The 20,748-nt window shown below is 68.0% G+C and carries 21 protein-coding genes; 13 read left to right on the plus strand and 8 right to left on the minus strand.

What is annotated here, in order from left to right; genetic code table 11:
• Positions 1 to 11: 11 nt before the first annotated feature.
• From ACAH41_RS12415 to ACAH41_RS12425, 3 genes are read right to left on the minus strand one after another with little or no spacing between them, the layout of a single operon-like run.
• Positions 12 to 710 (minus strand): SDR family oxidoreductase, encoded by a 699-nt coding sequence (locus tag ACAH41_RS12415; RefSeq protein ID WP_325651133.1) that lies wholly within the window; start codon positions 708 to 710, stop codon positions 12 to 14.
• Positions 700 to 1,668: a tripartite tricarboxylate transporter substrate binding protein gene (locus ACAH41_RS12420; protein ID WP_325651134.1), complete on the minus strand. Its 969-nt coding sequence runs from the start codon at positions 1,666 to 1,668 to the stop codon at positions 700 to 702. Before ACAH41_RS12420 ends, ACAH41_RS12415 begins: the two co-directional genes overlap by 11 nt.
• Before the next feature lie 47 nt (positions 1,669 to 1,715).
• Positions 1,716 to 2,648: a dihydrodipicolinate synthase family protein gene (locus ACAH41_RS12425; RefSeq protein WP_325651135.1), complete on the minus strand. Its 933-nt coding sequence runs from the start codon at positions 2,646 to 2,648 to the stop codon at positions 1,716 to 1,718.
• A 128-nt stretch (positions 2,649 to 2,776) separates the two neighbouring features.
• Here ACAH41_RS12425 and ACAH41_RS12430 point away from each other — a divergent pair, with 128 nt between their 5' ends.
• Genes ACAH41_RS12430 through ACAH41_RS12440 form a run of 3 tightly spaced genes read left to right on the plus strand, consistent with a single transcriptional unit; the run spans position 2,777 to position 6,718 of the window.
• Entirely contained in the window at positions 2,777 to 3,688 is a 912-nt protein-coding gene (locus ACAH41_RS12430) for a LysR family transcriptional regulator (protein WP_325651137.1), read from the plus strand.
• A gap of 8 nt (positions 3,689 to 3,696) precedes the next feature.
• Positions 3,697 to 5,226, plus strand: coding sequence for a DUF2868 domain-containing protein (locus ACAH41_RS12435; RefSeq protein ID WP_325651138.1), 1,530 nt, complete (start codon positions 3,697 to 3,699; stop codon positions 5,224 to 5,226).
• 4 nt (positions 5,227 to 5,230) lie between these two features.
• A complete protein-coding gene (locus ACAH41_RS12440; protein WP_325651140.1) occupies positions 5,231 to 6,718 on the plus strand; it encodes a DUF3482 domain-containing protein in 1,488 nt (495 codons plus the stop codon).
• A 203-nt stretch (positions 6,719 to 6,921) separates the two neighbouring features.
• Here the strand turns inward: ACAH41_RS12440 and ACAH41_RS12445 are convergent, their stop codons facing one another.
• Positions 6,922 to 7,608, minus strand: coding sequence for an alpha-ketoglutarate-dependent dioxygenase AlkB (locus tag ACAH41_RS12445; protein WP_325651142.1), 687 nt, complete (start codon positions 7,606 to 7,608; stop codon positions 6,922 to 6,924).
• 338 nt (positions 7,609 to 7,946) lie between these two features.
• On the opposite strand from ACAH41_RS12445, the gene ACAH41_RS12450 reads away from it, so the two are divergent.
• From ACAH41_RS12450 to ACAH41_RS12475, 6 genes are all read left to right on the plus strand, one after another.
• The gene (locus tag ACAH41_RS12450) at positions 7,947 to 9,875 is read left to right on the plus strand and encodes a BTAD domain-containing putative transcriptional regulator (RefSeq protein WP_370538313.1); all 1,929 of its coding nucleotides are present in this window, start codon (positions 7,947 to 7,949) and stop codon (positions 9,873 to 9,875) included.
• Between the two features lie 13 nt (positions 9,876 to 9,888).
• Positions 9,889 to 10,320, plus strand: a complete 432-nt coding sequence (locus ACAH41_RS12455; protein ID WP_325651145.1) for a globin domain-containing protein — start codon at positions 9,889 to 9,891, stop codon at positions 10,318 to 10,320.
• A 143-nt stretch (positions 10,321 to 10,463) separates the two neighbouring features.
• On the plus strand, positions 10,464 to 10,808 hold the full coding sequence (locus ACAH41_RS12460; protein WP_325651147.1) for a hypothetical protein: 345 nt from the start codon (positions 10,464 to 10,466) through the stop codon (positions 10,806 to 10,808).
• A 47-nt stretch (positions 10,809 to 10,855) separates the two neighbouring features.
• A complete protein-coding gene (locus tag ACAH41_RS12465) occupies positions 10,856 to 11,314 on the plus strand; it encodes a globin family protein (protein WP_325651149.1) in 459 nt (152 codons plus the stop codon).
• Complete coding sequence (locus ACAH41_RS12470) at positions 11,311 to 11,523, plus strand: hypothetical protein (protein WP_325651151.1); 213 nt, start codon at positions 11,311 to 11,313, stop codon at positions 11,521 to 11,523. The genes ACAH41_RS12465 and ACAH41_RS12470 overlap by 4 nt, the downstream gene beginning before the upstream one ends.
• Before the next feature lie 126 nt (positions 11,524 to 11,649).
• The gene (locus tag ACAH41_RS12475; protein WP_325651152.1) at positions 11,650 to 13,641 is read left to right on the plus strand and encodes a diguanylate cyclase; all 1,992 of its coding nucleotides are present in this window, start codon (positions 11,650 to 11,652) and stop codon (positions 13,639 to 13,641) included.
• Between the two features lie 104 nt (positions 13,642 to 13,745).
• Here the strand turns inward: ACAH41_RS12475 and truD are convergent, their stop codons facing one another.
• Together truD and ACAH41_RS12485 are read right to left on the minus strand one after the other, a co-directional pair.
• The gene (gene truD / locus ACAH41_RS12480) at positions 13,746 to 14,759 is read right to left on the minus strand and encodes a tRNA pseudouridine(13) synthase TruD (RefSeq protein ID WP_325651154.1); all 1,014 of its coding nucleotides are present in this window, start codon (positions 14,757 to 14,759) and stop codon (positions 13,746 to 13,748) included.
• A gap of 210 nt (positions 14,760 to 14,969) precedes the next feature.
• Positions 14,970 to 15,836, minus strand: coding sequence for a fused MFS/spermidine synthase (locus tag ACAH41_RS12485; RefSeq protein WP_370538314.1), 867 nt, complete (start codon positions 15,834 to 15,836; stop codon positions 14,970 to 14,972).
• Positions 15,837 to 15,997: 161 nt separating this feature from the next.
• Between ACAH41_RS12485 and ACAH41_RS12490 the strand changes: the two genes are divergently transcribed.
• On the plus strand, positions 15,998 to 16,180 hold the full coding sequence (locus tag ACAH41_RS12490) for a ribbon-helix-helix protein, CopG family (RefSeq protein ID WP_325651398.1): 183 nt from the start codon (positions 15,998 to 16,000) through the stop codon (positions 16,178 to 16,180).
• 49 nt (positions 16,181 to 16,229) lie between these two features.
• Positions 16,230 to 16,571: a zinc ribbon domain-containing protein YjdM gene (locus ACAH41_RS12495; RefSeq protein WP_325651158.1), complete on the plus strand. Its 342-nt coding sequence runs from the start codon at positions 16,230 to 16,232 to the stop codon at positions 16,569 to 16,571.
• Between the two features lie 76 nt (positions 16,572 to 16,647).
• Here the strand turns inward: ACAH41_RS12495 and ACAH41_RS12500 are convergent, their stop codons facing one another.
• A complete protein-coding gene (locus ACAH41_RS12500; protein WP_325651160.1) occupies positions 16,648 to 17,346 on the minus strand; it encodes a GntR family transcriptional regulator in 699 nt (232 codons plus the stop codon).
• 153 nt (positions 17,347 to 17,499) lie between these two features.
• On the opposite strand from ACAH41_RS12500, the gene ACAH41_RS12505 reads away from it, so the two are divergent.
• Both ACAH41_RS12505 and ACAH41_RS12510 read left to right on the plus strand, forming a co-directional pair.
• The gene (locus tag ACAH41_RS12505) at positions 17,500 to 18,450 is read left to right on the plus strand and encodes a tripartite tricarboxylate transporter substrate binding protein (RefSeq protein ID WP_325651400.1); all 951 of its coding nucleotides are present in this window, start codon (positions 17,500 to 17,502) and stop codon (positions 18,448 to 18,450) included.
• A gap of 11 nt (positions 18,451 to 18,461) precedes the next feature.
• Complete coding sequence (locus ACAH41_RS12510; RefSeq protein ID WP_325651162.1) at positions 18,462 to 19,736, plus strand: glucarate dehydratase family protein; 1,275 nt, start codon at positions 18,462 to 18,464, stop codon at positions 19,734 to 19,736.
• A gap of 120 nt (positions 19,737 to 19,856) precedes the next feature.
• Here ACAH41_RS12510 and ACAH41_RS12515 read toward each other — a convergent pair whose 3' ends face one another.
• Positions 19,857 to 20,714, minus strand: coding sequence for a MipA/OmpV family protein (locus tag ACAH41_RS12515; protein WP_325651164.1), 858 nt, complete (start codon positions 20,712 to 20,714; stop codon positions 19,857 to 19,859).
• Positions 20,715 to 20,748 lie beyond the last annotated feature (34 nt).

A 20,748-nucleotide genomic window follows, 5' to 3' on the forward strand; every position in this document is an offset into this window, starting at 1 on the left:
GTTTCAAAAATTCAGCGGGGCAGCGAGGCGCCGCCGCAGATGGCAATGTCCTGGCCGGTGATGGCGGCCGCGGCGGGCGACAGCAGGAACAGCACCAGCGCGGCAATCTCGTCGGGCCGGATCAGCCGGCCGATGGGCGGCAGCACCGGCGGCGCGGCTTGGCGGGCCGGGTCGTCGGTCATCGCGGTCTGGGTGGCGGCAGGCGAGACCACATTGACGGTGACGCCGCGGGCCACCACCTCGGCGGCCCAGCTGCGCGCCAGCCCGTTGAGCGCCGCCTTGGTCGCCGCGTACTGGCTGCGCCCGGCCTTGCCCTGGGCCACGCGACTGCCCACCAGCACCACGCGGCCACTGCCGGCCTCGGCCATGGCCGGCAGCAAGGCATTGGCCAGCCGCTCGGCGGCCGCCACATGCAGCCGCCACATCAGCGTGGCGTCGTCTGCCTGCAGCGCGCCCAGCGGCGCCACGCGCAGCACGCCGGCCGCGTGCACCAGCGCGGCAGCGCCGGTCAGGCCTGCCGCAGCGGCGTCGGTGGCCGCGGCGTCGCCCAGGTCCACGCTCACGGACCGGAAGCGCGGGTGCGCGAGAACCGGCGGTGCGAGGTCCAGCCCGGCCACCGCCCAGCCCGCTTCGAGCAGCGCTTTCCCGATCGCCAGGCCGATGCCCGAACTGCTGCCGGTGAGCACCGCGAGCGGCGTGTCATTCGGCACGGATCTTCCCCTCGGTGATGATGCGCTGGGACAGCACCATGTCCTCGTGCTGGAAGCGCGTGAAGTCTTCGATGGAGCCTGGCGTCAGCAGCAGGCCCTGTGCCGGCAGGCGCTCGGGCATCTCGCCGGCAGTCAAGGCCTTGTTGACCTCGGCATTGAGCCGCGCGGCGACGTCCTTGGGCAGCCCCGCCGGGCCCCACAGCCCGTACCAGCTGTAGAACTCGTAGCCCGGCACCGTCTCGCCCACGGTGGGCAGCTCGGGCTGGCTGGCCAGCCGGTTCTTGGAGGTCACCGCCAGCACCTTCAGCTGGCCCGCCTTGGCGAACGGCACCGAGCCCAGGATGGGGTCGATGAAGGCGTCGATCTGGCCGCCAATCAGGTCCTGGTAGGCCGGCGCCGAGCCCTTGTACGGCACGATCAGGTAGTCCATCTGGCCCGCACGTCGCAGCAACTCGGAGCTGAGGTGGCCAGCCGAACCGGTGGAGCCAATGGCAAAGGTCAGCTTGCCGGGATTCTGCTTGCCGTAGGCCAGCAGGCCCTTGATGTCGTTGAAGGGCAAGTGCTTGTTGACCGACACGGCCAGCGGCGCCTTGGCCACCAGCGCCAGCGGCGTGAAGTCCTTCACCACGTCGTAGACGGGGGTCTTCTGCGTCATCGGGGTGGTGGTGAAGGTGGACGCGGTGAACAGCAGCGTGTAGCCGTCCGCTGGCGCGCGCGCCACCATGCCCGCGCCCAGCGTGCCGGCACCGCCAGGACGGTTGTCGACGATCACCGTCTGGCCCAGCTGCTGCCCGAGCTTCTGGGCCAGCATGCGGCCCACCACGTCCAGCGTGCCGCCGGGCGGAAAGGGAATGATCATCGTGATCGGCTTAGCCGGCCAGGCCTGCGCTGCGGCCGTGCCGGCCACGCAGGCCAGCGCTGCCGCGGCCATGCCACGGATGAATTGTTGGCGTTGCATCTTGGTGTCTCCTGTTCTTGTCTTGCTTGCCGTCGCTGCGGCACGGTTCAGCGCTGCAGCAGCCCGGCGTTGTCGAGCGCCGCACGCAGGGCCGCCACTTCGGCTTCGGTCGGCATCTCGGTGGGTGGGCGCACGGTGGGTGCGTCCAGCACGCCCGCCAGGTACATGCCCATCTTCATGCGGGCATGGGCCTCGCCGGTGGGCTCGCCGCCGCCATAGACGGCATCCTTCAGTGGCGTGATCAAGGCCTGCACCGCCTGGGCCTTCTTCAGGTCGCCGGCCTTCACGGCTTCCCACAGCTCGTGGATGAGGCCGGGAATGAAGGTGGCAAAGCCCACCAGCGCACCGTCCACGCCCTGCACCATGGAGGCCAGCAGGTACTCGTCGTGGCAGGTCAGGATGACCTTGCTCGGGTCTGCCTTGCGGATCGCGGCAATGTCGGCGGCGTACTTGTTCATGTCGCGCTGGCCCACCTTGAAGGCGGCCACGCTGGGCAGCTTCGCCAGCTCGGCCATGGTGGCGGTGCTGTACGAGGCGCGGGTCCATGCCGGGTAGACATGGGCCACCAGGTCCAGGCCCACCGAAGCGATGGCCTCGAAGTACTGCATCACATGGTCGGGCCGGAAGCCGAAGCGCAGCCAGTGGTGCGGCGGCATCACGTCCAGCGCCTTGGCGCCGGCCTCGCGGGCCATGGCGGCCTGCTCGGTCGCATCGCGCATGCCTTCGCAGACGATGGACGAGATCACCGGCAAGCGCCCCTGCAGTTCGCTGGCGACAATGCGCGTGACCTCGGCACGCTCGCGCGGCAGCAGGGAGAACACTTCGCCGGTGTGGCCATTCGTCATGACCGCCACCACGCCTGGCTGGCCGGCCAGCCAGGACGCGTGCTTGCGCAGCGCCGGCTCGTCGATGCGGTGATCGCTGGTGAACGGGCAGGCGATCGCGGGGATGATGCCGCGGTAGTTTGCAATGGTGGCCATGGGGGGAGTCTCCTGTTGAATAATCGCTGCCCATCTTGCGTGAGCCCGCCGCCGCCTGCCAATGCTGCTTCAGCCTTCTTCGATGCCCTCAAAGCACTGCCCATGACGCCCGCCCGCCCGAGACCGGCATGAATTTCCTCTGGCTGGAAGACTTCCTGGCGCTGGCCGCCAGCGGCAATTTCTCGCGCGCTGCCGAAGAGCGCCACATGACCCAGCCGGCCTTCAGCCGCCGGGTGCGGGCGCTGGAGGAATGGCTGGGCGTGGTGCTGTTCGACCGCAGCACCCAGCCCGCGACGCTGACCGAAGCCGGCGAGTGGTTCCGCAGCGTCGCGCAGGACCTGATGACGCGGGTGCAGGGCCTGCCCGACCAGGCCCGCAGCGTGGCCGACGCGAGTGCCGCCACGCTGCGCATCGCGGCCACTCACGCGCTGTCGTTCAGTTTCCTGCCGGGCTGGCTGCGCGCGCTGGAGGCCCGCATTGAGGGCGGTCCACGTCCGGTGCAACTGATCAGCGACGTGATGCAGCAATGCGAGGCGCAGATGCAGCAGGGCCGCGTGCAATTCCTGCTGTGCCACGCCCACGCACAGGTGCCGAGTCGGCTGGAGCCATCCCAGCATCTGCATGCGGTGGTGGGCCGCGACACGCTGCTGCCTGTCTCGGCACCGGCCTCGGGCGGCCGACCTCAGCACATGCTCGATGGCGCCGACAGCCCTGCCGTGCCGCTGCTGGACTACAGCGCCGAATCCGGCATTGGCCGGCTGGTGCACACGCTGCGCGCGACCGACCTGGCCGCCGCCCACGCCCAGCCGGCGATGACGGCCCACCTCGCCACGGTGCTCAAGACCATGGCGCTGGACGGCCGCGGCGTGGCCTTCCTGCCGCACAGCCTGATTGCCGACGAGCTGGCTGCAGGCAGCCTGGTGCAGGCCGGCAGCGCGCGTTGGCGCATCGAGGTGGAGATCCGCCTGTACCGCCGCGCACAGCCGCTGCCACGCGCCGGCGAAGCCTTCTGGCGCGCAGTGGCGGCCAGCGCCAACTGAGGACCGCGATGCGTGCCGAAGACGCCCACACCGTCCTGCTGGTCAAGGCCATCGAGGAGACCGACAGCGCCGGTGCGCTGCTCAGCGAGGACCAGCGCCGCGACGCCAGCCGCCATGCCCGAGAGCGGGCCGACTGGGCGCACGACGCGGTGAAGGCCCGCCAGCCGGCCCGTGGCAGCGCGCGCGAGGCGGCGTTTGTGCTGGCCCGCGCACAGCGCCTGCTCGGCGACCTGCTGGTGCGCCAGCCACGGCTCGCGTTGCTGCTGCAGCCGCCCGGCCTGGGCCTGCTGTTGGGCGGTGGCCTGCCCTTGGCTGCACTGGCGCTGGGCCTGTTGGCGCAGCACGTGGCCGACCCGCACCATGTCAATTTGGTCTTCGCCCCGGCCTTGCTGGTGCTGGCGATCAACCTGTTCGTCTACCTGCTGGTGGCCGGCCGTGCGGTACTGGCCATCGCGCGCACCGGCAAGCCGAAGCCACCCACCTCGCCACGGCTGCAGCGCCTGGGCCGCTGGCTCGCGCCGCAGCCCATGCGAGGTTCTCGTGGCCTGCCGCCGCTGCTGCTGAACGCCTGGCTGCGCCATCAAGCCGAATGGCTGCAGCTCAGCGGGCCGGCGCTGGCCGCACGCATGGCAGCGCTGCTGCACACCTGCGCGGCGATGCTGGCGCTGGGCCTAATCGCCTCGCTGTACGTGGGCGGGCTGTTCCTCGAATACCGTGTGGGCTGGGAATCGACCTTCCTCGGGGCCGACGAGGTGCGCGCACTGCTGGCCGCGCTGCAGTGGCCTTTCGGCTGGCTCACCGGCTGGGCCGCGCCCACGGTCGAGCAGGTCGCCGCGCTGCGCTTCGACGCGGCCACGCCGCCTTCGGTGGCGCAGGGCGCCCACTGGGTGCACCTGTACGCCGCGCTGCTGCTGGTGTTCGTGGTGCTGCCTCGGCTGCTGCTGGCGGCGCTGGCCCATGCGCAGCGCCGCCACCGCGAGCGCCGCATGAAGCTGGACCTGCACGCACCGTATTTCACCCAGCTGCTGACGGCCGAAGGCCTGGGCCTGAGCGGCGGCCGTGCGGTGCAGGTCGCCTGCCTGCCCTGCAGCCTCAGCCCGTCGCCCGCACTCGCCACCGCGCTGCCCGCTTGGGCCGAGGCCCGCTTCGGCCAGGGCAGCACGCTGAGCCTGTTGCCCGGGGCCGACCTGGCACTGGCGCCGCGCCAGGCGCTTGCGCCGCTCGCTGCTGTCGCCAGCCAACCCGGCCAGGCCAACGTGCTGCTGTGCAGCCTGGCCACCACGCCCGAGCCCACGCCGCACGGGGCGCTGCTGGCCGCGCTGCAGCGGCTGGACCCGCAGGCCCGCGTGCTGCTGGACGCCAGCGCCTACGTCGAGCGCCTGGGCGCGCAGGCCGGCGGCGCACAGCGGCTGCGCGAACGCGAGCACCTGTGGCGCGAGTTCTGTCAGCGCCACGAACTGCGCTGCGAAATCATCTGCCTGCAGCCCGTTCCCGCCGGTGTGTTCGACAGCCCGCTGTGGCCCTCGGCCGCTGCCTGACGCCATGCCCATGACTGTCACGCTGGCCCTGGTTGGCCACACCAACGTCGGCAAGACCACGCTGGCGCGCACGCTGCTGCAACGCGACGTGGGCGAGGTGCTGGACCGCGGCCACGTGACGACGGCCATCGAGCGCCATGAATGGCTTCGCAGCGACGCGGGCGACACGCTGGCGTTGCTGGACACGCCCGGCCTGGCGGACGCCGCCGCGCTGCTGCAGCGCCTGTCGCAAAGCGGCTGGCGCCGCTGGCTGCAGCGCGAGCTCAAGGACCGCCTGCAAGCCCCGCCCACCGGCCCGGCCGAGCAGGCACTGCAAGCCCTGGCCAGCCAGGCCGATGCGCTGCTCTACATCGTCAACGCCGCAGAGCTGCCGCAGGACAGCGCGCACCTGCAAGCCGAACTCGCGCTGCTGCAATGGCTGGACAAGCCCACGCTGGTGCTGCTGAACCAGCTCGGCCCGGCGGGACCGCAAGGCCATCACGAAGCCGAGCTGCAGCGCTGGCAAACCGCACTGGCCGACTGTCGGGCCGTGCGCGCCGTGCTGCCGCTGGACGCCTTCTGCCGCAGCCCGGCCGACGAAGCCGCACTGCTGCAAACCTTGCCCGCCGCGCTGCCCGCCCAGGCGCCTGCGCTGCAGCGCCTAGCCGCAGCCCGGCAGTCCCGCGACGACCAGCGCCGAGACGCCAGCCAGCACAAGCTCAGCACACTGCTGGCCGATCTCGCCCAGCTCGCCGAGCCGCTGGCCGCGGCGCCGTCAAGCAGCTGGCGCGACGGCCTGGCCCGCGCCGTCGGCAGAGGCGCAAACCGCCACAACGATGCCAGCGAAGAAGCCCTGCAACGCCTGCTGCTGAAGGTCGAGGCGCTGGTCCAGACCAACACCAGCGAACTGCTTGCGCTGCACAGCCTCGCCGGTCTGCCCACCCGCAAAGGCGAGACCAGCGCCGCGTCCGTCGCTGCGGCACTCGTCGCCCAGGTGCGCGAGCGCCTGATGCGGCAGGAGCGGCCCGTCGACGGAAAAAAGCTGGGCCTGTGGGGCGGCGTGCTCAGCGGCGCCGCCACCGGCCTGGGCGCCGACCTGGCCGCAGGCGGGTTGACGCTGGGCGCGGGCGCACTGATCGGCGCCGTGGCCGGCGCGCTCGGCGGCGCCGGTCTGGCCCATGGCTTCAACCTCTACACCGGCCAGAACGGCCAGCCGACCCGCGTTCGCCTGTCGGACGACGCGCTGCAGGAGCTCTTCGTCGCCGGCCTGCTGCGGCACCGCGCGGTGACCCACTTCGGCCGTGGCCGCGGGCCGTACGCGGAAGGTGCGATGCCGGCCCACTGGCTGCCCGCTGCGCAGGCCGCGGCAGCGCCACAGGCCGAAGCGCTGAGAGCCCTCTGGCCCACGCTGCGCGGCGAGTCCGCAGCGAAAGAACTGCCGGTGGCGCTGAAGCAGTTGCAGCAGCTGCATCACGCCGCGGAGGACAGCTTTGACGCCGCAAGGCCGACGTGACACCCTCTGGCGCAACGCGGCCAGCTCCAGGCCGTCCATTCAGCCCGGTGCCTGATCCCCGAGCACCCGGTTCCACGGCGCTGGATCGCCTGCAAAAAGCGCTTCGACGCGGAAGCCGCCAAGGTCAACAAGGGCGAGATGCAGTGGTGAGCGACTCACCGTCTGTCGCGCCGGGCCCGGCGCATGCCGATGCCACCAGCGCATCATCCCGGCAGTGTCCCGTCAGCCCGCGCCACGCCCTCGATGCGCCGCAGCGTCACGTTCAAGCGCCCGCCTTCGGCCAGCAGTGCCGAGCTGCCGAAGCGGATGCGGTCCACGCCGTGGAACAGCAGCCGGCCGGGGCCGCCGAACCAGAGCACATCGCCGCTGTGCAGGTCCAGGCGCTGCAGCGGCGCGCTGCGCGTCAAGCCGCCAACGGCAAACCGCGCATCGTCGCCCAGCGAAACCGACACCACTGGCCCGCCCAGGCTCACCGCGTCCTTGTCCTGGTGCAAGCCCAGCCTGGCCTTGGCGTCGTAGCAGTTGACCAGGCACTGGTTTGGCGGCTGCGCCTCGCCAGTCGCCTCGGCCCACAACCGCAGCAGACGCTCGGGAATCGCCGGCCACGGGCGGCCCGTCACCGGGTGCGTGCGCTGGTAGCGGTAGCCGCCCAGCTTGTCCGTCACCCAGCCCCAGGTGCCGGCGCCGCTCATGCGCACGCTGAGCGGCGCGCCGCTGCGTGGCATGGCCGGCTGGAACAGCGGTGCCTCGGCAAGCAGCTGGCGCAGCTCGGCCAGCAAAGCGGCCTGCTCGGCAGCATCGAAATGGCCCGGCAGGAAGTGGAAGCCGGCCGGCAGCGGCGCGGGCTCGAAACCGGGCAGCAAAGGCGCGTCGTCAAGGTGCTGTGGCATGGACCTGCCAGTGTGGCACCAGCCGCGCGCACCGATTCGCCCTCTTCGGCGACACCCGCTTCATCCAGGGCGCAGGCGACGTGAACGTCCGGGGGATGATGGCGAGTTGACTCTCCGCAACTTTAGGGATCATGGGTCTCCTCTTTGGTGGCACAGTCGCTGCGTCATCGCTCAAGCCGACCGGCGCCCCGTGCCATGCAGACGCCCGACCGACAACGACATCGACATTCCATCCTTGTGTCTCGCCAAAAGCATCGCTTGAGCGTGTGGCACTCCATCCCGTGATGGATCCACTCTGCCAAGGGCTGACGCTTTCGCACGCGGGGCATGCGGGCGCGATGGCGCTGTTGCGTGAGGCGCATGCGCGATCGCTCGAGCTGCACGACGAGCGCGGCGTGCTGATGAGCGCCGCGGCGTTGGTGCTGACCAGCCACACGGTGGGCAATTTCAGGGACATGGCGGAGATGCTGAAGCACGTTGCGGCGCTCAAGCAGCCCGCGCCGGCGCTGCGGGCACCCGACGATGAACTGCTTGGCCGCACGGCGCTGCTGATCGGCCAGCTGTATGTCGATCTCGACGACCCGGATACCGACGCCAACGTGGCACGGTTGCTGGCGCTGCTGGAGCAACCGGGCGGCCTGGACGTGAACCTGCGGCTGGCGGCGGCCCGCATCCTGCTGTACTTCGTCGAGCCGCGCGAACTGCGCGAACTGGGCCTGCGTGTCAATGCGCTCGTATTGCCCCACCTGACGGACAACGCACTCCAGCCGCACCGGCACGGCCAGTGGCTGCTGCGCTGGCGGAGCTGCGCTGGCTATGCAAAGGACCCGTTGCAGGAGGCCGCCGCCACCGAGTCGGCACGCGCGCTGGCCGAACGCCATGGGCTTCGCGACGTGCGCTTCACGCTGGCCTTCGACGAGGTCGGCCACAGCCTGAACGGCGGTGACCTGCGGCGCGCGGAAGCTGCGCTGGCCGACGCCGAGGCGCTGGTCGATCCAGGCAGCCTGCGTGAACTGATGCTGCTCGATGTCACGCGGATGCGCGTCGCGCTCATCAAGGGCCAGGTCGACGACGCGCTGTTCCGCGCCGTCCGCGCCCGCAAGCTCGCGGTCGAGCTGCAATGCCCAGGGCCGATGCTGGGCGCCTACATCGTCAACGAGGCCAGCGTGCGACTGCTGCTGAACGACGGCGTCGGCGCCCGGCGCCAGATGGAAGAGGCGATCCCGCTGCTGCCCCCTGGCTTCGCCCAGGAAGTTCGCGAAATGATCGCGGCGATGCTGGCATCCGAGGCGCTGGACCGCGAGGATCCGCGGGGGCGCGAGATGATGGCGTTGGTCTGGGCCGGCCTGCGCGAACGCCAGTTCTACGACAGTTTCGACGGCCACCCGGCGTTCAAGGCCCGCATCTGCATGCAGGCGCTGGCGCAGCGGATCGAGGTCGAGTTCGTCACCAGCGTGATCCGGAAATGCGGGTTGGCGCCGCCGGCGAACGCACCCGAAACCTGGCCGTGGCGGCTGCGCGTGTACGCCCTCGGACGTTTTGAGGTCCAACGCGACGGCGTGCCGCTCACCGCGGAAGGCAAAGGTCAGCGCAAACCGATGGAATTGCTTCGAGCGCTGATCGCCCACGGCGCCACCAGCCGCGAGCGGGGCCTGCCCACCGGCGAGCTGATCGACCTGCTGTGGCCCGACCTGGAAGCGGATGCGCCGAAGGCATCGTTCGACATGACGCTGATGCGCCTGCGCAAGCTGCTGCAGGTCGACGGGGCGTTGACGCTTGCCGAAGGACGGCTGTGGCTCGACCCGGCCCTGGTCTGGTGCGACGTCACGGCATTCGAACGCGACTGCCATGCGTTGACCGCACTGCCCGAGGCGCCCGGCAAGGAGGCCGAGCTGAGCGCGGCAGCGCGGCGACTCAGACTGCGTCGGGACCTGCGTCTGTTCGGCAGCACCAGCGTGGAAGGGTGGGCCACCCTCGCGAGAGAACGCCTGGCGACGCGCTTCGCGAACGCGATCACGGCGTATGGCTGCCACCTGGAGGAGCAGGCGGCCTGGATCGCCGCGATCGCACTCTACGGACACGGTGCCACCGAAGATCCACTGGCGGAACCCTTCTATCGCGGCCTGATGCGCAGCCACCTCGCACTCGACCAACCGGCAGCGGCGATGCGCAGCTTCCAGCGCTGCCGCGAGTTGCTTGCCAACGTGCTCGGGGTGCCGCCTTCCCGCGAAACGCTGGCGCTGCTCGCCAGAATCCCGCAAGCCTGACACCGGAACCACGATGAGCCCGCAACAGATCGAACTGGTCCGCCTCAGCTGGCAGCAGGTCTTCCCGCTGCGCGAAACCGCCGCACAGATGTTCTATGAACGGCTTTTCGAGCTGGATCCGTCGCTGCGACCGCTGTTCAAGGCCGATCTGTCGCAGCAAGCCGCAAAGTTGTTTGACACCTTGAACGCCTTGGTGGCGTCGCTCGGAGAGAACGGCGCCCTCGAAACGGTGGCGGGCCCGCTGCGGCGCAGCCATGCCGGCTTCGCGGCGACGCCGGCGCAATACGAAGCGGTCGGCGAGGCCCTGATGTGGACGCTGCAGGCGAGCGTCGGCAAGGCTTTCACGACGTCGACGCGGGTCGCCTGGCGCGAGGCGTACGCGCAGCTGTCTGCAGCGATGCAAGTGGATCGCGGCGCTGCCGCTGCCCCTGCCCCTGCCCGCTGAACGCCGGAAGCGCCCCCCTAGAAAGAAGGGCGGGCTTGTTAGTCATCGGTTAGCGGCGGTCCAGACCGGTCGCCGGATCATTCGTGCACTGCGCAAAGCAGCCACTGAACCGATCCGACGCCCCTTCTGAAAGACCCCCGACCATGACCTCCTTCCGCACCCCCATCGCTGCCTTGTTTGTCGCAGCCGCAGCGCTCTCGACCTTTGTCGCGCCGGCCCGCGCCACCGATTTCGGCCATCACCCGGCGGCCACGAAGGCGCGCGCCGCCGATGCCGAGTTCGACCCGTCGACCTTCATGCCCGGGCACCCCGCCCGTGGCGCGGCTGGGCAGGCGGCGCATGCCAATTTCGAGCATCCGGCGCTGGCGACGTATCGCGCAGGTCAACTGCCGCACACCGATCCGAACACGTTCATCGTGCAGCCTCCGGCCACCACCGCGTGGATCGTCGTCGACTCTCCGACCGTCCTCGCCATGCAGGCGCGTTGAAGCGATCCTCGCCCAACACCCGCACCGACACCACCCGGAATCGATCCATGACCACTCTCCACCCCTCCACCATCGAGCTCGTCCGCTCCAGCTGGGCGCTCGTCGCGCCGAGCCAGCCCGAGGTCGCTGCGCAGTTCTACGGCCATCTCCTGCGGCTCGACCCATCGCTCAAGCCGATGTTCGGCGGTGACATGACGGTGCAGGGCCAGCGGCTGATGAGCATGATCGGCGCCGCCCTGACCCTTCTGGACCAACCCGAGCAGCTGATGCCGGTGCTGCGCAACCTCGGCGCTCGCCATCTCGGCTACGGGGTGCAAGACACGCACTACCCGGTGGTGGCCGAAGCGCTGCTTCAAACGCTGCATGGCGGACTGGGCTGCGCCTTCACCGAGGACGTGCGCGCGGCGTGGACCTCGGTCTACAGCATGCTCGCCAACGAAATGATGCGCGGCGCGGCAGCTGAACGCCTGGGCGATCGCTCCCGGCTGCAGGTGGAGGCATCATGAAGGCCTCGTCGATCGTTGCGACGCGTCGTCCTGTGTCTCGTCTCGTCTTCGGCCGCGTTGCCGTGCCGGCCCTGCTGATCGCGCTCGCCGTCATGGCGTGGCACCGGACACCCGCCGTTGCGCAGACCGTCTCGGTGCCGCCAGCCTCGCAGGACGCCTCCTCCCGCGGCGATTCAAAAAATCTGCCCCTCGAATTCTGGATGTTGTGATCGGCCGTCCATCGACATGTCGAGCTCAGCCCGGGGCCTGCTACTCAAAGGAGGGACATCCCTGCCTGAGCACCCATCACCCGTCGGCACAATGGGTCACCGAGGGGACAGCCAAGGAGCCTGAGCATGAGCCTGTTGCCGGACTCGATGGCGCGCTTGAAGATGGCGCGTTATGGCGCTGCTTTGATCATCTGTGGCTCGGCGTTGGGCTTGCGGGCTGCGCTGTTCCCAGAGGAGCCCCGCATGGCCTACGCGATGTTGTACCCGGCCATGGTCTTGGCGTTGTACTTCTGCGGCACGGCCCCTGGCCTGTTGTTGATGGTAGTCAGCTGCCTTGTGACGGTCTACTACTTCACGCCTCCGTATCGTGCATGGGCAGTCGATGCCATTGATGCGGTCAAGCTGAGTTGCTTCGTATTGACCACGCTGGCATTTGCCTGGGCCATGCGACGCCTCAGGACGCTCTCCGCAGGCCTGAGCCTCGCCACGCAGAGGGCCATGGAGAGCCAGCGGCAACTGCAGGCCGTCATCGACGAGCAGACCGAGATGTTGCTTCGCTTCGATGCCAACGGGCACCTGATCCTCGCCAATCCTGCGGCCCGGAGCGCATTCGGGCTGCCCGAAGGTGCAGTTCACGCGACCTGGCACAGCCTGGTCGGCACGGCAGACCATGAGGCAGCCGAGACCAAGCCTGGCATGCTTTCGCAGCAACGCCCTCTGGTGACGACGGAAAATCGCTTTCATGACCGCAAGGGCGAGCCGCGCTGGGGTGAGTTCGTCCACCGTGCCCTGTTCGACAGTGAAGGTCGCTTGCAGGGGGTTCAGACCGTGGGCCGCGATGTGACCGAACGTCGTGCACTCCAGGCCGCCGTGCAGGATCTGGCGGTGCGCCTGCAGGACCTCTATGACAACGCCCCTTGCGGCTACTACTCGCTTGATCCCCAGGGCCGGCTGTGCCAGGCCAACGCGGCAACGCTGGACTGGCTGGGCTGCAGCGCTGACGAAGTCATGGGCAGGCTTGGCCCTCGCGACTTTTTCACCCCGGACAGCGCAGAACGGGCTTCCCAGACTTTTGCGACGCTGCAGACTGCCGGCACGGTAGGCCCGGTGGAGTTCGATCTGGTTGGCAGGCACGGCAGGCACCGCCGCGTGAGCATCACCGCCACGGCGGTGCTTGACAGCGAGAACCGTTTCATCCGCAGCCGCTCGGTGATGTATGACGTGACCGAACTCGACCAGGCCCGCAGGGCACTGCAGTCATTGAACAAGCAACAGGCCGTGATGCTGGACAACGAGCTGGTCGGCATCCTCAAGCTGCGGGATCGGCAGATCATCTGGAGCAATCGCGCCAGCGAGCACATCTTCGGCTACGGTTCTGGCGAACTGGTGGGCTTGTGTGCCAGCGAGCTCTACGCGAATGAAGCTGCCTACGAGGCCTTCGGTGATGCCGCCTATGGGCTGCTGGCTTCCGGTCAGACCTATCGGGCCCAGCTTGAACTGCTGCGGCGCGACGGCAGAAAGGTGTGGGTGGATGTCAGCGGGGTGATGCTGTCACAGGAGCCCCGGGAAACAATGTGGATGTCGCTGGACATCACTGCGATGAAGGCCCAGCAGGCCAGGATTGAACATGTGGCCTTCCACGATGGCCTGACGGGTTTGCCCAACCGTCTGCTGCTGATGGATCGCCTGAGCCTGGCGGTCCAGCTGAGCCGCAGGACACGGGAGATGCTGGCCGTGTGCTTCCTGGACATGGACGGCTTCAAGGCCGTCAACGACTCACTGGGCCATGCCGCTGGCGACGAGTTGTTGCGGATCATGGCCCGGCGCTTGCTGGAGGGTGTGCGGGCCCACGACACGGTGTCCCGCTTTGGCGGTGACGAGTTCGTGCTGATGCTGCCCAATCTGAGGGACAGGCTGGAATGCAATCAGGTCATCGCCCGCATCCAGCGGGCGGTCGCCGCGCCGGTGCCCCTGGGCGATGGCGCCACCGTGACGCTGGCGGCCAGCGTCGGCATCGCCTGCTTCCCCGACGACGGCCCGACCGAAGACAGCCTGTTGAAAGCCGCAGACAAGGCCATGTATGCAGCGAAAGCCGACCGCCGAACGCCCGGGCCGTAGAGCCGCATCGAACAACTGACCGGGACTGAAATCGCCGACCATGCACGAGGCTCGCGAACTGGCCGATGCGATGGCAAGTCACGCGCCAACTGGTGGTGGCACCGTCATTCGACAGCCGCAGGCTCGTTCTCGGTGTGCCGGTCGGGCTCCGTGGTGAGGAGGATTTCGTTCAGAACGGACGTGGCGTAATTCCCGGCGGGCAATGAGAACGTGAGCAGCAGTTGATCGGCTTGCGGCCATTCCCATGACATGTCCACCGGCATGGCCACCAGGGCGCGGCGATCCTGGTCCAGACCGGCGTGTTCCATGCCGTCGCACAAGCTGGCGTGACGTTCTGCCACGCCGTTCTCCAGGGCCTGCGCCTGATCGGTGGTGCTCACGCGGCCACGTCCCCAGAGCGGTCCGGTAGGCCCGCCCGCCGGGTCCATCACGTCACCGGGCAGGGTCTGGCCCCAAAGCCCCTGCTGAATGCGCAGCGCCAGCACTTCATTGAAAACGAACGAGCGCACCGCCGACAGGTAGATGCCCTTTTTCTTCGGGTTGCGCACGCGGATTTCGCGCGCCAGCATGGCCCGTCCCTGTTCAACGTTGCCGCCGTCAAAGCCGAAACGCTGCGCGCCGAAGTAGTTGGGCACGCCCTGTGACTCAACAGCCTTCAGACTGGTCTCCAAGGCGTCGCGGTCGCCGGTCACGTCACGCAGCACGATGCGGAACCGGTTGCCCTGCAGGTCACCAGGGCGCAGCTTCTTCACGTGGCGGCTCTGGCTCAGCACCTTGAATTCCGGGTGCTGAAGCTGGGTCAGATCGGGCGTCTCGCCCTTGGGGAAATAGATGCTGAACCACTGGCGGGTGATGGCGTAGCGGTCCTTGAGGCCGGCATAGCCCACGTCCCGTTCCTGCACACCCGCGGCGTCGGCCAGCTGCTGGGCGACAAAGGCGGTGTTGGCACCGTTTTTTTCGATGTCCAGCCAGATGTGTTCGCCCTCACCGGAGGGCAGCTGCAGCGGCAGTTCCGTCACGACGAAATCCTCGTTGAGGCGTTTCAGCGTGGCGCTGGCGCCGCTCGCCGGATAAGCGTTGGGCCACTGCGGCAAGGTCGTGTATTGAGCGTCGGTCATGAGCGGGTTGGCGGCACAGTGCAAACCGCGATTCTGACCTTGCCCGCATGCCTGACGAGCGTCGGCGGCGACGCGCCAGGCCACTTTGCGCTCGGGCCCTTCGAGGAGATCAAGTCCTGGAACAAGGACGATGAAGCCCGAGCGTGCGCACCGCGCTGTCCTGGCTTCGGTCTTGATCGCTTCCGTTTCGACCCGCGTGATTTCGACGACTCAGCAATGGCCCTGGTCTTCCGGGGCCAGGCCCTTGAACTGCTTCATCAACGCGGATTCAACCTTGGAGAAGGCCGGCTTCAACTCGTCCCATGTCTGCTGATCGAATTGCACGCGTTTGCGCAGAGCCGATGGGTTGAAGCGGGGCAAGAGCGCCCCCTTGCATGCGAACACGATGCCGTTGCTGCAATTGCGCGCGTCGACGACCAGCACTTCGTTCCGGAAGCTGCGATTGATCCTGTCGATGCAGACCTCATAGCCTTCGTTCCATGCGTGAAGGTTGACCACCAGGATGCCGTCCGGCTGCAATGCATCGTGGCAATCGTCGTAGAAGCGTTGCGAGCACAAGTCGGGTGGCTGGCCTTCGTTGTCGAAGCCGTCCACCATCAGCACGTCAACCCGATACGGTGCCGCTCGCACGTAGGCGGCGCCATCGCCACGGCGAACCTTGAATCGGTCGTCGTCGGGCGGTATGCCGAACTCGTCCCGCAGCGCGATCACGTGCGGGTTGATCTCCACGACCTTGATCCGCGTGTTGGGCAGGTGGCGATGGCAGAACTTGGCCAGCGAACCGCCGCCCAGGCCAATCATGGCCAGGTTCTCCGGCGCGCTGTTGAACAGCAGCACCGCCATCATCGTGCGCGTGTAGTCGAGATCGAGTGCATCGGGCCGCTGCGTCTGCATGCGGCTCTGGATCTCCGAGATCGTGAAATGAAGCGCCTTGCCTTCCGGCGTCTCGTAGACAAAGGGTTTGACGTGCTCGTGGCTGTCGGTGCTGTCGGGCATGGCGATCAAGGGCGGGCGACGGGGGTTTCCCAAAGGTGCCGATGCAGGCATCTGATGGGCATGAAACGAGAACCGATGCATCGACGGTCGCGGCATCCGGATCGGACAGGACCGCTCGCGATCAAGCGGCTCCTGGCTGCATGGCTCGCGCCGCACCGGCCCAAGCCTTCCAGCCAAGCAGCATTGAATTCGCTTTTGATTATCATACGATGCACATGTTTACCGCGGCAACGACGAGCACCATGGAACAGAAGACGGCGCGACTGACGGTCTTGATCGACCCAGCCAAGAAGAAGGCTTTCGAGGCGCTCTGTGCCCAGCAGGACGTCACGCCGTCGCAGGTGGTTCGCCGGCTGATCCGCGAGTACCTCGCCGCGCATGGCCTCAGCGTCATTCCTGGCGGCACTGAAGAGACCCCATCCTGAAAGTCCGCACCCGCGTGCGGTGCCTGCATTTCCCGACTGCGATACCCCTGTGAGCACTCTGCCCGCCTGCCCCAAGTGCGAATCCACCTACACCTATGAGGACGGCGCCCTGCTGATCTGCCCGGAGTGCGGTCACGAATGGTCGCCCCGGGATTCGGAAGCTCCCGTTGCCGAGGCTCGCGTCATTCGCGACGCGGTGGGAAATGTGCTGCTGGACGGGGACACGGTGACCGTCGTCAAGGATTTGAAGATCAAAGGCTCGTCCCTGGTCGTCAAGGTCGGCACCAAGGTGAAAAACATCCGCCTGACCGACGGCGATCACGACATCGACTGCAAGATCGACGGGATCGGGGCCATGGGGTTGAAGTCGGAGTTCGTCAAGAAGGTGTGATCGGCAACGATGGCGGACCTGACGGAACTGGCGTGAGGCTCTTCGAGTTGCAGTGGGCAAGCCCCGTTGGCCCTTCCTACGCCGTGAAGTAGTCCGGATGCGCCAGCCGGATCGCATCGATCTGGCCCAGTGTGCCAGAGAGGTGGTCGCGCAAGCTCGTCTGCGCCGCCGCAGCGTCGCCGCTCGCGATGGCATCCACAATTCGGCGGTGGTCGCGCACGATGGCCCGCTGCTTGCCCACCGAGGGCAGGCTCAGCATGCGCAAGCGGTCGACATGCCCACTGCGTTGCCGCACCAGGTCGAACAGGTCCGGCACGCCCGCGGCAACGTACATCAACCGGTGAAAGGCCCGATCGGCAGCGATGAACTCGAGGTACGCCGCGCTGCCCATCAGCGCGGCCTGTACGTCGATCTGTGCACGCAGCTGGTCGACAAGGGCCGCGTCGGCGTGACCGACAAGGGTGCGCACCACCTCGGCTTCGATTGCCCGGCGCAGGAACTGCGCTTGCACGGCCGCAGCTGCGTCGATGCGGCTCACGACCGTGGCGTGCTGCGGACGGATGTCGATCAAGCCCTCTTCGCCGAGCTTGTTCAGCGCATCGCGGACGGGCGTTTGGCTGAGACCGAAATGCGCCGCCAGATCGGCACGCGAGAGCAGTGTGCCCGGGGCCAGTTCGAGAGACAAGATCATGTCGCGCAGCCGCTCGAATACCTGTGGCGCGGCGTGGCGCGAGCGGTCGAACGGCGCGAAGCGGCTGGCGGACGGGGCGGGCATGACGCGAAGTTTAGCAAGGCCGCCTCATTGACATACTAATATATTAGTGCTTTACTCCGCTCAAAGAGCCCGCGCCGCCCTTGAGGCACGGAACCCAGGCCAAACTGCGGAGACATCCCCTTGAACCGTCGAAACCTCTTCTCGTGCCTCGCCCTGTCAGCTGCTCTCGCCGCTGCCGGCTCAGTTGCAGCACAGACGCCGGACTGGCCCCAGGCCAAGCCCATCACCTACATCGTTCCGTTCACGGCGGGCGGCTCGACCGACGTGGTCGGGCGCGTGATCGCCGAGAAGCTGCAGGCCGCGCTGAAGCAAACGGTCGTCGTGGACAACAAACCCGGACAGGGCGGCAGCATCGGTGCTTCATTTGTGGCCAAGGCCGCGCCCGACGGGTACACGCTCTTCGGCGGCACGATCAGCACCCACGCGATCAATGCCAGCCTGTATAAGCATCTGAACTACGACCCGGTGAAGGATTTCGAGCCGGTGGCCCTGGTGGCCACGCTGCCCAACGTGCTGCTGGTGGACCCGAATCTCGGCGTGAACTCGGTGGCCGAGCTGGTCGCGTTGCTGAAGAAGGACGAGAAGCGGCGCACCTTCGCGTCGTCCGGCGCAGGCACGTCCACTCATCTGGCAGGCGAGCTGTTCGCCGACCTGATCGGCGTGCCACTGACGCACATCCCGTACAAGGGCACGCCGCCGGCCATGGTCGACGTGTCCGCGGGCCAGGTCACCTTCATGTTCGACCAGATGACGGCGGCGCTGCCACTGCTGCAATCGGGCAAGCTGAAGCTGCTGGCGGTGACGACGGGCAAGCGCATCGCGCTGTCGCCGAACACGCCCACGATGATCGAGTCCGGCGTGCCCGGTTTCGAGATGTCGTCGTGGCAGGCGATCTACGCGCCCAAGGGAACGCCGAAGGCCATCGTGCAAAGGCTGCACGCCGAGATCGCCAAGGCGCTGAAGATGCCCGATGTGCAGTCCAAGCTCGGCGGCCTCGGAATGGACCTGGTTGGCGGCACGCCCGAAGAGCTGGCCGCGCTGATGGCCAAGGAGATCCCGCGCTGGGGCGCGCTGGTGAAGAAGTCCGGCGCCACGGTCAATTGAGGAACCAGCCCATGAGCCGAGACATCCGCATCACCGACGTCCGCATCACCCCGATCGCGTTTCGCGACGGCCCGCTGCTGAATGCGGCCGGCATCCACGAGCCCTGGGCGCTGCGCGCGATTGTCGAATTCGAAACCAGCGACGGCCGCACCGGCATCTCGGAGACCTACGGCGACGAGCCGATGCTGCGGGTGCTGGCGCAGGCGAAGCCGCTCGTCCTCGGGTTGTCGCCATTCGACCTCAACCGCATGGAAGAGCGGGTGCGCGCGGCCATCCGCCCGAGCGCCGGTGCCGTCGAATTCGAACTCGCGCCGGGTTCGCACACGGCGAAGAACGCCGCCAAGGTGACCAGCACCTTCGAGGTGGCGATGCTTGATCTGCAGGGGCAGATCGTCGGTGCACCGGTGGTCGATCTGCTGGGCGGCGCAGTGCGCGACGCGGTGCCGTACAGCGCCTACCTGTTCTTCAAGTACGCCGAGCACATCGACAAGCCGTACGCCGCGGACGCCTGGGGCGAGGGCATCAGCCCGGCACAGATCGTCGCGCAGGCGCGGCGCATGATCGGCCTGTATGGGTTCCAGAGCATCAAACTGAAGGGCGGAGTGTTCGAACCTGCGCACGAGATCGCCTGCATGCGCGCGTTGCACGAGGCCTTTCCAGGCTTGCCTTTGCGGCTGGACCCGAACGCGAACTGGTCGCTCGAGACCAGCATCAAAGCCGCGCCTGAACTCGATGAACTGCTCGAATACTACGAAGACCCCACGCCGGGACTGGAGGGCATGGCCAAGCTCGCCGGGCATACACGGCTGCCGCTGGCTACGAACATGGTCATCACGACCCTAGACGATTTCCGCAAGGGCGCGGAAATGGGGTCGGTCAAGGTCCTGTTGTCAGACCACCATTACTGGGGCGGACTGCGCGTCACCCAAACACTGGCACGCATGTGTTCGCTTTGGGACCTCGGCATGTCGATGCATTCGAACTCGCACTTGGGCATCAGCCTGATGGCGATGACGCACGTGGCGGCCGCCATTCCGAACCTCACCTATGCCTGCGACACGCACTACCCATGGCAAGAAGAGGAAGTGGTCAAAGGCGGACGCATCGCCTTCGATCACGGTGCGGTGCCGGTGCCGAAAAGTCCGGGTCTGGGCGTGGAGATCGATCCCGACAAGCTCGCAGAACTGCACGAGCAGTACCTGACCTGTGGCGTGCGCAACCGCGACGACCTGACGCAGATGCGCAAGTACGACGCGGGCTTCACCGGCAAGAGCCCGAGGTTCTGAATTCGCGCATGGAACGGTCTGGCGGTTCCGCGACCCACAGATGCCGTTCGAACAGGTTGGGCGAGTGACTGTGACCTGCCACCACGCCCCCTGCTCATGCATTGACCTCGATGAGGCAGTTCATGGCTCGCCAGCGCCACCGCCGCGCCATGGCGTCCAGACGAACGCCACCAGCGCCTGCACGTCGCGTTCACGCTGGAACAGCGGGCTGTCGCGGTTGGCGGCGCCGTGGTGGTCGTTGAGGGTGAGGCCGAAGCTCACGGCCATGCTGGGGGACAGGCGCTGGGACCAGCTGGCGCGCAGGGCGGCGCCGAAGTAGCCGGCGCGGGCGTCGTACGCGGCGCGGGTGGCGGTCGCGTAGGCAGGGTTGACCTGGTAGAAGTAGTCTTGCAGCTCTTCGCTGGCCCAGGTGGCCTGGACGCCAAGTTGTACCTGGCTGCCGGCCATTGGCCAGCCGCGCTGGCGCCAGCGCAGCTCGGGCTGCACGACGTAGCCGCGGCCTTCGATGCTGCCCCAGTCGGTGGAGAACACGCCGCGCAGCTGCAGGTGAGCGCTGAACTGCTGGCCACCGCCGAGGTTTCGGCGGTAGATGGCTTGCGGGCCCAGCTCGAAGGTGTAGTCCAGGCCCGGCATGCCCGCGCGGGCGGGGCTGTCGCGGGCGTTGAAGGCGGCGGCGCCGGAGAGGTCCAGCTCGAACGCGCCGGTGTTGAGCAGCCGCCCGCGCACGCCTTCGTCGTCCACGCGCAGGCGCTCGCCGCGGTAGATCACGATGGGCACGACTGCAGCGCGGTTGTGGGTGCTGCCGGCCGCCGGGTAGTCCGGCCCGCGCACGCCCACGACGGCGAGGCCGGCTTCCCACAGCGGGCGGGCTGCAGGGTTGGGAGACTCAGGCACGGCGGGCGCTGCGTCGGCCACCTGGGACCAGGCGGAGTTGGTGGCGAACAGGGCGGCGGCAAGAAGAGGCAGGACTCGGGTCACGGTGGTGGGTCGTGGCACCCCACATCAGGGTGCC

It is taken from the genome of Ideonella sp. (assembly GCF_041287625.1).
Lineage (GTDB): Bacteria > Pseudomonadota > Gammaproteobacteria > Burkholderiales > Burkholderiaceae_C > Ideonella.

Coding starts and splice junctions, on each gene's coding strand:
- ACAH41_RS12420 (WP_325651134.1), bottom strand. CDS start 1,668: ATGCAACGCCAACAATTCATCCGTGGCATGGCCGCGGCAGCGCTGGCC.
- ACAH41_RS12425 (WP_325651135.1), bottom strand. CDS start 2,648: ATGGCCACCATTGCAAACTACCGCGGCATCATCCCCGCGATCGCCTGC.
- ACAH41_RS12430 (WP_325651137.1), top strand. CDS start 2,777: ATGAATTTCCTCTGGCTGGAAGACTTCCTGGCGCTGGCCGCCAGCGGC.
- ACAH41_RS12435 (WP_325651138.1), top strand. CDS start 3,697: ATGCGTGCCGAAGACGCCCACACCGTCCTGCTGGTCAAGGCCATCGAG.
- ACAH41_RS12440 (WP_325651140.1), top strand. CDS start 5,231: ATGCCCATGACTGTCACGCTGGCCCTGGTTGGCCACACCAACGTCGGC.
- ACAH41_RS12445 (WP_325651142.1), bottom strand. CDS start 7,608: ATGCCACAGCACCTTGACGACGCGCCTTTGCTGCCCGGTTTCGAGCCC.
- ACAH41_RS12450 (WP_370538313.1), top strand. CDS start 7,947: ATGGCGCTGTTGCGTGAGGCGCATGCGCGATCGCTCGAGCTGCACGAC.
- ACAH41_RS12455 (WP_325651145.1), top strand. CDS start 9,889: ATGAGCCCGCAACAGATCGAACTGGTCCGCCTCAGCTGGCAGCAGGTC.
- ACAH41_RS12460 (WP_325651147.1), top strand. CDS start 10,464: ATGACCTCCTTCCGCACCCCCATCGCTGCCTTGTTTGTCGCAGCCGCA.
- ACAH41_RS12465 (WP_325651149.1), top strand. CDS start 10,856: ATGACCACTCTCCACCCCTCCACCATCGAGCTCGTCCGCTCCAGCTGG.
- ACAH41_RS12470 (WP_325651151.1), top strand. CDS start 11,311: ATGAAGGCCTCGTCGATCGTTGCGACGCGTCGTCCTGTGTCTCGTCTC.
- ACAH41_RS12475 (WP_325651152.1), top strand. CDS start 11,650: ATGAGCCTGTTGCCGGACTCGATGGCGCGCTTGAAGATGGCGCGTTAT.
- truD (WP_325651154.1), bottom strand. CDS start 14,759: ATGACCGACGCTCAATACACGACCTTGCCGCAGTGGCCCAACGCTTAT.
- ACAH41_RS12485 (WP_370538314.1), bottom strand. CDS start 15,836: ATGCATCGGTTCTCGTTTCATGCCCATCAGATGCCTGCATCGGCACCT.
- ACAH41_RS12490 (WP_325651398.1), top strand. CDS start 15,998: ATGGAACAGAAGACGGCGCGACTGACGGTCTTGATCGACCCAGCCAAG.
- ACAH41_RS12500 (WP_325651160.1), bottom strand. CDS start 17,346: ATGCCCGCCCCGTCCGCCAGCCGCTTCGCGCCGTTCGACCGCTCGCGC.
- ACAH41_RS12510 (WP_325651162.1), top strand. CDS start 18,462: ATGAGCCGAGACATCCGCATCACCGACGTCCGCATCACCCCGATCGCG.